General features: G+C 74.8%; 9 protein-coding genes. 2 read left to right on the forward strand and 7 right to left on the reverse strand.

The annotated features are described in order from the left end of the window. Window positions 1-12: 12 nt before the first annotated feature. Both E0W78_RS07310 and E0W78_RS07315 read right to left on the reverse strand, forming a co-directional pair. Window positions 13-1200 carry a GDSL-type esterase/lipase family protein gene (locus E0W78_RS07310; protein ID WP_131403191.1) on the reverse strand — a complete coding sequence of 396 codons (1188 nt, stop codon included), beginning with the start codon at window positions 1198-1200 and terminating at the stop codon, window positions 13-15. Window positions 1201-1286: 86 nt separating this feature from the next. Then, window positions 1287-1751, reverse strand: coding sequence for a CAP domain-containing protein (locus tag E0W78_RS07315; RefSeq protein WP_131403192.1), 465 nt, complete (start codon window positions 1749-1751; stop codon window positions 1287-1289). 94 nt (window positions 1752-1845) lie between these two features. On the opposite strand from E0W78_RS07315, the gene E0W78_RS07320 reads away from it, so the two are divergent. Continuing rightward, window positions 1846-2376 (forward strand): bifunctional adenosylcobinamide kinase/adenosylcobinamide-phosphate guanylyltransferase, encoded by a 531-nt coding sequence (locus E0W78_RS07320; protein WP_131403193.1) that lies wholly within the window; start codon window positions 1846-1848, stop codon window positions 2374-2376. Window positions 2377-2500: 124 nt separating this feature from the next. On the opposite strand, the gene E0W78_RS07325 is transcribed toward E0W78_RS07320, so the two are convergent. The 3 genes from E0W78_RS07325 to E0W78_RS07335 are packed head-to-tail and all read right to left on the reverse strand — an operon-like array spanning window position 2501 to window position 4894. Further along, entirely contained in the window at window positions 2501-3511 is a 1011-nt protein-coding gene (locus E0W78_RS07325) for a 3-hydroxyisobutyryl-CoA hydrolase (RefSeq protein WP_131403194.1), read from the reverse strand. A gap of 28 nt (window positions 3512-3539) precedes the next feature. Next, complete coding sequence (locus E0W78_RS07330; RefSeq protein WP_207392670.1) at window positions 3540-4322, reverse strand: adenosylcobinamide-GDP ribazoletransferase; 783 nt, start codon at window positions 4320-4322, stop codon at window positions 3540-3542. Next, window positions 4319-4894 carry a TetR/AcrR family transcriptional regulator gene (locus E0W78_RS07335; RefSeq protein WP_131403195.1) on the reverse strand — a complete coding sequence of 192 codons (576 nt, stop codon included), beginning with the start codon at window positions 4892-4894 and terminating at the stop codon, window positions 4319-4321. Before E0W78_RS07335 ends, E0W78_RS07330 begins: the two co-directional genes overlap by 4 nt. A gap of 83 nt (window positions 4895-4977) precedes the next feature. Here E0W78_RS07335 and E0W78_RS07340 point away from each other — a divergent pair, with 83 nt between their 5' ends. Further along, a complete protein-coding gene (locus tag E0W78_RS07340; protein ID WP_131403196.1) occupies window positions 4978-5403 on the forward strand; it encodes an organic hydroperoxide resistance protein in 426 nt (141 codons plus the stop codon). 3 nt (window positions 5404-5406) lie between these two features. Here the strand turns inward: E0W78_RS07340 and E0W78_RS07345 are convergent, their stop codons facing one another. Further along, window positions 5407-6234, reverse strand: coding sequence for a hypothetical protein (locus E0W78_RS07345; protein WP_131403197.1), 828 nt, complete (start codon window positions 6232-6234; stop codon window positions 5407-5409). Between the two features lie 16 nt (window positions 6235-6250). Further along, complete coding sequence (locus E0W78_RS07350) at window positions 6251-6883, reverse strand: DUF2461 domain-containing protein (RefSeq protein ID WP_131403198.1); 633 nt, start codon at window positions 6881-6883, stop codon at window positions 6251-6253. Window positions 6884-7024 lie beyond the last annotated feature (141 nt).

Consider the following 7024-nt stretch of genomic DNA (forward strand, 5'->3'; position numbering starts at 1 on the left):
TCGAAGGGCTGGTCAGCGCAGCGTCATGCGCGGCTCGCCGCGTGAGGTCAGCCCGGTGCCGGAGCGCTCGCAGCGTCCGCCGCGGTCGCCCTCGAACGCCTGGCGGACGCAGGAGCGGATGGCCAGCTGGCCCCAGTAGTTCGGGTGGATCGACTCCTGCACCTGGTACGGCCCGGCGATCGTGCTCACCGTGCGGATCTGGTTGATCCACTCGGTCCGGTCGACGGCCGCGGCGTCCTTCCAGCTGCTCAGGCCGACCTCCTCGTAGAGGCCGACCCCCTTCTCGCACAGCCGGCGCCCGTCCATGGCGCGCGAGAGGTCGAGCACCCGGGCGTTGGTGAGCCCGGAGTCCTTGACCGCGCCGGTGACGGCTCCGTTGATCGTCGGCATCGCGGTGCGGTTGGCCCAGTCGGCGTCGGCGTCCCAGAACCCGCAGCCGCCCACGCTCTGGCGGCTGTAGCCGCTCTGCTTGTAGCGCAGGTTCGCACCCTCGGCGAGCGGCGACGGGTAGGTCTGGACGAGCAGGGTCCACGACGAGTCGGCGTGCCCGGCGTCGCGCATCGCGGTGCGGACGTTCTTCAGCGCGGTCGCGATCCGCGCACGCACCGCGGCGACGTTGGCCTCGGTGAAGTTCGCCTTCACCGAGCGGTCGTCGAAGCAGTAGTTGGGCAGCAGCGAGGACGAGCCGAGGAAGTCCAGGACGCAGCTGGTGACCACGTCGGCGAACCCGAAGTCGTTGCCGCCGATCGAGACCGTCACGAGCTCGACGTCGCGGCCGCGCGCCTCGCGCTGCAGGGCGAGCGCCTGACCGACCTTGCCGGCGCCGTCGTCGTAGAAGTCCAGGCCCGGCTTGAACTTCGAGCCGGTGCGGGTGCCCGTCGTCGCGCCCGAGCAGGCCAGGTTCAGGCTCTGGTAGCGGGCGCCGAGGTGGATCTGCGCGCTGCTGGCGCGGTGGCAGCCGGGGATGGACTCGGCGCTGCCGGCGTCCAGGTAGGCGCCCGCCCCGAGCGCGTCCGCGGTGGTGCTGCTGCGGTTCGAGGCGCCGGCCCAGCGGCCCGCCTCGCCGGAGATGTAGGAGTCGCCGAGAGAGACGACCCAGGGGTCGCCCGCGGCGGCCTGGGCGGTGGGGGCGGCGACGAGGCCGCCCGCCGCCACGGCGACCGTGGCGAGCAGCGAGCGGACGAGACGGGACGTGGGCATGCGGACCTCCTGGACAGGACCCCCCGATGGGTCGCGCCCACCCTAGGAGTGACCCGGGTCACGTCCGCGGGCCCGCGCCCGCCCGGTCAGCGAGGCGTGCCGAAGAGCTGCGCGTGGTACAGCCGGCCGTCCGCGTCGCGGTACGCGCCGACGCCGGTGCGGCGGTACGACGAGCGCAGGATGTTCGCGCGGTGCCCGGGCGAGTCCATCCAGGCGTTCACGACGGCGCGCGAGGAGCCGTAGCCGTAGGCGATGTTCTCGCCGATGCCGCGCAGCTCGCAGGTGCTCATCACGCGGCGCAGGCTGCTGGAGCTGCGGTGCTGGAGCGACTGCTTGCGGGCCATCGAGCGCGCCCACGAGTCGGCGTACCGCTGCAGGCAGCGCTGCGACTTCAGCGCGACGCGGTCGCGCTCGGTGCGCTCGGCGTTGACCAGCTTGATGACGTTCTTCTCGTGGCCGCTCTGCGCCGCCGACGCGGTCGTGCCCAGGCCGGGCGTGAGCATCAGGCCGGAGGCCAGCAGCAGGACGGTGAGCCGTCGGATCGAGGACATCGTCCCAGGCTAGGCGGAGCCCCGGGCGTCGCCAACTCGCGCTTCCTGCGGTCCCGGCGGGCGGATAGGCTGCTGCGGTCGAGAGGGGCGCTCCATGAAGGTGCTGGTGACCGGCGGCGTCCGCTCGGGCAAGTCGTTCCAGGCCGAGGCGCTGGTGGTCGGTGAGCCCGTGGTGACCTACGTGGCGCCCGGTCCCGAGGCCGATCCCGAGTCCGACCCGGAGTGGGCCGAGCGGGTCGTGCGCCACCAGGACCGCCGACCCGGCCACTGGGCCACCGCCGAGACGGCCGACGTGGCCGCCACGCTGCGCGCGACCGAGGGCGCGGTGCTCGTCGACTGCCTGGGCACGTGGCTCACCGCGCAGCTGGACGAGCTCGACGGCTGGGACAAGACCCGCGACGAGTGGGAGCCCGAGCTGCTCGCCCGCGTCGACGCGCTGGCCGAGGCCGTCGGGCAGCACCGCGGCACGGTCGTGGTCGTCACCAACGAGGTCGGCATGGGCGTCGTGCCCGCGCACTGGTCGGGCCGCCTGTTCCGCGACCTGCTCGGCGTGACCAACCAGCGCGTCGCCGCCGAGTGCGACGAGGTCCACCTCGTCGTCGCCGGCCGCACCTTGGTGCTCTAGGCCGGTCCGCTCCTCGAGCAGTCCTCCGCTCCTCGAGCTTGTCGAGAGGACTCCCTTCGACAGGCTCAGGGAGCGGGGGCGTCGGCTCAGGGAGCGGGGCGTCGGCTCAGGGAGCGGGAGCAGGTCAGGGGAGGCAGCGGCGGACGACCTCCGGGTCGACCTCGGCGAGCGTGGCCGGCTCCCAGCGCGGCGTGCGGTCCTTGTCGATCACCTGGGCGCGGATGCCCTCGGCCATGTCGGGCACGTCCAGCAGCGCGGTCGAGACGTGCAGGTCCTGGTCGAGCGCGGCGCGCAGGTCCGGCAGGGTCGCGGCCCGGCGCAGCGCCGCCAGCGTGACGGTGACGGCGGTGGGGGACCGGGCCTCGATCTCGTCGGCCGCCTCCCGGGCCTCGGGGACGTCGCTCGCGCGCAGGCGCGCCACGATCGCCGTGACGTCGTCCCCGGCGTAGGCCGCGTCGATCCAGGCCCGCGCCGCGGCCAGCGCGGACGCCGGCGGCTCGACGGCCAGCCGCTCCAGCGCGGATCCCGCGTGCTCGGTCTCCAATGCGGCGAGCAGCTCGGGCAGCCGCTCGCTCGGCACGAGGACGTCGGCCGCCCCGAGCGCAATCGCGTCGGCACCGTCGAGCGTCGCGGCGGTGAGCGCCACGTGCGCGCCGAGCTGACCGGGCGCGTGCGACAGCAGCCACGGACCGCCGACGTCCGGCACGAACCCGATGCGGGTCTCGGGCATGCCGAGCCGCGTGCGCTCGGTGACGATGCGGTGCCGGGCGTGGGCCGAGAGCCCCACCCCGCCGCCCATGACGACGCCGTCCATCACGGCGACGAACGGCTTGGGGAAGGTCGCGATCGCGTGGTCGAGGGCGTACTCGTCGCGCCAGAAGTCGACCGAGCCGCGGGTGCCGTCGCGGGCGTCGCGGTGCATGGCGACCAGGTCGCCACCGGCGCACAGTCCACGGTCGCCGGCGCCGACGAGGGCGACGGTCGCGACGGAGTCGTCGGCCGCCCAGGCGTCCAGGGCCTGCTGCAGCAGGCCGACCATCTCGTGGGTGAGGGCGTTGATCGCCCGCGGCCGGTCGAGCTCGGCGATCGCGAGCCGGCCGCGCCGGTGGGTCTGGACGGGAGCGTCGTCGGTCACGTCCGGCAGCCTCTCACGCGGCGCGCGGTCAGGACGCGGCGAGCAACAGCGCGGCCAGCGCGACCTCGATCGACGCACCGTGGACGTCGCCGGTCACGCCACCGAGGCGCGTCACGCAGCGCCGCACGAGGGCGGCGACCGCGACGAGGGCGACGAGCACGGCGAGCGGCCCGCGCCACCAGGCGAGGTCGGCGGCCAGGGCGGGAGCGACCGAGACCGCCGCGAGCCCGAGGCCGGTCAGCGCCGCCGCGGCGACCGGGACGACCCCGGACGTCGCCGCACCCAGGCCCTCACGCCGCGCGCCCGGCACGCCCGCCGCGGCCGAGACGAGCACCGCGCCGCGGGACAGGCAGACCAGGACGCCGGCCAGCAGCGGCCCCCACGGGTGCGCCGCGAGGGTGACGAGGGCCCCGGCCTGCACGGCCAGCACGACGACGAGTGCGGCGGCCCCGGCCGGTCCGACGTCGCCGGTGCGCATGACGTCGAGCGCGCGCTCGCGGTCGTAGGACGCGGTGAGCCCGTCGGCGGTGTCGGCCAGCCCGTCCAGGTGCAGGGCCCGGGAGCCGAGGGCGAGCAGACCGACGGCGAGGGCCGCGACGGCCCATGGCGAGAGCCTGGCCTCGCGGCCGACCCACAGCGTGAGCCCGACGACGAGTCCGAGCGGGACGGCGGCCAGCGGGGCCAGCAGCATGGCCACCGCGGCGACGTCGCGGCCGGTCGAACCGGGTGCGGGGACGGGGACCGCGGTGAACGTGCCGACCGCCATGCGTCCGCCGTCGACGAGGCGGGACGTGGGCCGGCTCGTGGTCATGCGGCCGACGGTATCGCGGCGCGGACGACCGCCTCGCCGGCCGCCAGCAGGGCGTCCGCGACCTGGTCGGGAGCCTGCCCGACGTACCCGGCGACCATGGCGCCGTCGCGCAGCATGAGCAGCCGCTCGGCCAGGGCGTCGGGCTCGCGGGCGCCGAGCGCCGTGACCAGCGCGGCGGCCTGGCCGTGCAGCCAGCGACGGTGCGCGTCGACGACCCGGCGCGCGGGGTGGGCCGGGTCGGCGTGCTCGGCGGCGGCGTTGATGAACGGGCAGCCGCGGAAGCCGGGGGCGCAGGTGGTCGCGCCCAGGAAGCGGGCGTACCAGCGCAGCACGTCGCCCGGCGCCTCGGACGCGACGCGACGTTCCACCTCGGTGCGCTCGGCCGCGGCCAGCCGCTCGAGGTAGGCGACGACGAGGTCGTCCTTGCTGCGGAAGTGGCGGTAGAAGGTGACCTTCGAGACCTCCGCGTCGGCGATGAGCCGGTCGGCGCTGACCGCACGGATGCCCTCGGCGTAGAAGCGGTGCATCGCGGCGCCGAGGATGCGCTCGCGGGCGGGTGCGGCGGTGGTCATGGTGCCTCCGGGCTTGTGCGGACGTCGGAGTCGTGGTTGAGTCGAGGTAGACGTACTAGTAACCCTACACCTCGGAGGTCCGCATGCCCGACGTCATCTACACCGCCTCGTCCACCGCGAGCGGCGACGGCCGCAACGGTCACGTCCGCAGCAGCGACGGACTGGTCGACCTCGACCTCGCGGTCCCGCAGGAGATGGGCGGCCTCGGTGGCGCGACGAACCCCGAGCAGCTGTTCGCCGCCGGCTACTCCGCGTGCTTCCTGTCGGCCCTGAAGGCCTCGGCCAAGCAGCACGGCGTGCCGATCCAGGACGCGGCGGTGACCGCGGACGTGGGCATCGGCTCCAACGGCGAGGGTGGCTTCGGGCTCACCGTGACGCTGAACGTCGAGCTCGGCGGTGTCTCGCAGGAGGACGCCGAGAAGGCGGTCGCCGCCGCGCACCAGGTGTGCCCCTACTCCAACGCGACCCGCGGCAACATCGACGTCCAGCTGGTCGTCGAGGTCGCCTGACACCTACTCCGGTCGGGGAGCCCCGACCGGGTTCGGGTACGGCAGCACGCCGGTCCCGGCGACGAGACGGGCCAGCTCGGTGAGCGGCCCGGTGGCGAGAGCCATGCGCGCCCTCGCCTCGTCGTCGAGGCCGGCGTTCGCGACCCGGTCGGTGGCCTCCTCGAGCCGCTCGCGGGCCGACCGGCCGGTCTCGTTGAGCGTGCCCCACTCGTCGGCCCAGCCGCGCAGCCGCAGCTGGTCCAGTCCGTGGGCCCACGCCTCGTCGTCCCAGCCGCGCAGCTGCTGCAGCTCGGCCGGCGCGCGGCCGGTGAGCACCGCCAGGACGTTGGCGGTGACCCCGTCGACCCCGGCGGCCAGCAGCACGCCCAGGTGGCAGTCGCCGTGGTACTCGCGCAGCACCGTCACCGCGTGCCAGAGACGTCCGAGGTCGTCCTCGGGCGGTGCGAGCGACAGGTGGGCCGCGGCCAGCGGACGTCCGGACAGGTCGAGGCCGGCGAGCATCCCCTGCAGCAGCCCGGCCAGCTTCCCCAGGTCCTGGTCGGCGACCGGACGCAGCGCGTCGCGGGCGACGTCGAGGCGGGCGGCCAGCACCTGCTCCGGCGTCGCGTACGTCCAGGCGTCCGGCAGCGCGCGGCGCACCCGCGCGGGGGCGAAGCCGTAGAAGGTGGCGGTGACGAGCTCGGGGGACGCAGCGCCCATCGCGGCGGACCGCGACGCGAAGTAGCCCATCCAGTAGCCCTTCAGCCCGAGCTCCTTGTAGCGGGCCAGCGCCGCGCGGTCGAAGTACACAGGGGCGTGCAGGGTCTCGGCGGCGGTCCAGAACGGCGTCATGGGGCCAGTCTGCCGGTCAGCCGCGCGAGTACCGCAGCACCCAGTCCAGCAGCGGCGCTCCCGCCCGCCAGTCGGCCCGGACGCGGTCGACGAGCTCGGCCGTGTGGATGAACGGCTCGAAGCCGTACTCCTTGTTCATGCTCAGGCTCTTGTGCCGCAGCAGGTCGATGCGCGGGTGGTCGGCGCTCCAGCCGCGCGGCGACGTCTTGACGCGCTCGCCGTGCCGCTCCCAGCCGTCCGCCTCCAGCGAGGCCATGACGTCGAGCAGCTCCTGGCCGCGGCGCTCCTCGGCCATCGCGTCGCGGATGCTGGCCAGCCGCGCGGGGGACGCGTCGTAGAAGCCGACGCCGACGCGCACGCCCGGCGCACCCACCTGCACGTAGTAGCCGGTCGACGGGCCGTTGGCCACGAACGCGCCCTGGTGGGTCTTGTAGGGCGTCTTGTCCTTGCTGAAGCGCAGGTCGCGGTACGGCCGGTAGACGCGCGCCGGGCCGAACTCGGGCTCGAGCTGGGCGACCAGCGCGCGCATCGGGGCGGCCACCGCGGTGTCGTAGACCTGCTTGTGTGCGTCCCAGAACGTCTTGGAGTTGTCCAGCTCGAGGTCGTCGTAGAAGTCGAGCGCGGCCTCGGGGAACCCGGTGAACTCCATGCCCCGAGCCTACGGACGCCGACGACTTGCCAGACTGGCGGCTCCGGTCGTCCCACCAGCCCCGGGGGTGCCGTGCGCCGCGTCGTCCTGCTCGTCCCGCTCCTGCTCGGCCTGGTCGCCTGCTCCGCCCCGTACCCGTCC

Origin of the sequence: Aeromicrobium sp. IC_218, from assembly GCF_004336805.1 — a bacterium.
In the GTDB taxonomy this organism is placed as follows: domain Bacteria; phylum Actinomycetota; class Actinomycetes; order Propionibacteriales; family Nocardioidaceae; genus Aeromicrobium.

Bases quoted from the DNA above. Each gene is read 5' to 3' on its own strand.
- E0W78_RS07315 (WP_131403192.1), bottom strand. From the start codon at position 1,751: ATGTCCTCGATCCGACGGCTCACCGTCCTGCTGCTGGCCTCCGGCCTG.
- E0W78_RS07345 (WP_131403197.1), bottom strand. From the start codon at position 6,234: ATGACGCCGTTCTGGACCGCCGCCGAGACCCTGCACGCCCCTGTGTAC.
- E0W78_RS07340 (WP_131403196.1), top strand. From the start codon at position 4,978: ATGCCCGACGTCATCTACACCGCCTCGTCCACCGCGAGCGGCGACGGC.
- E0W78_RS07320 (WP_131403193.1), top strand. From the start codon at position 1,846: ATGAAGGTGCTGGTGACCGGCGGCGTCCGCTCGGGCAAGTCGTTCCAG.
- E0W78_RS07335 (WP_131403195.1), bottom strand. From the start codon at position 4,894: ATGACCACCGCCGCACCCGCCCGCGAGCGCATCCTCGGCGCCGCGATG.
- E0W78_RS07330 (WP_207392670.1), bottom strand. From the start codon at position 4,322: ATGACCACGAGCCGGCCCACGTCCCGCCTCGTCGACGGCGGACGCATG.
- E0W78_RS07310 (WP_131403191.1), bottom strand. From the start codon at position 1,200: ATGCCCACGTCCCGTCTCGTCCGCTCGCTGCTCGCCACGGTCGCCGTG.
- E0W78_RS07350 (WP_131403198.1), bottom strand. From the start codon at position 6,883: ATGGAGTTCACCGGGTTCCCCGAGGCCGCGCTCGACTTCTACGACGAC.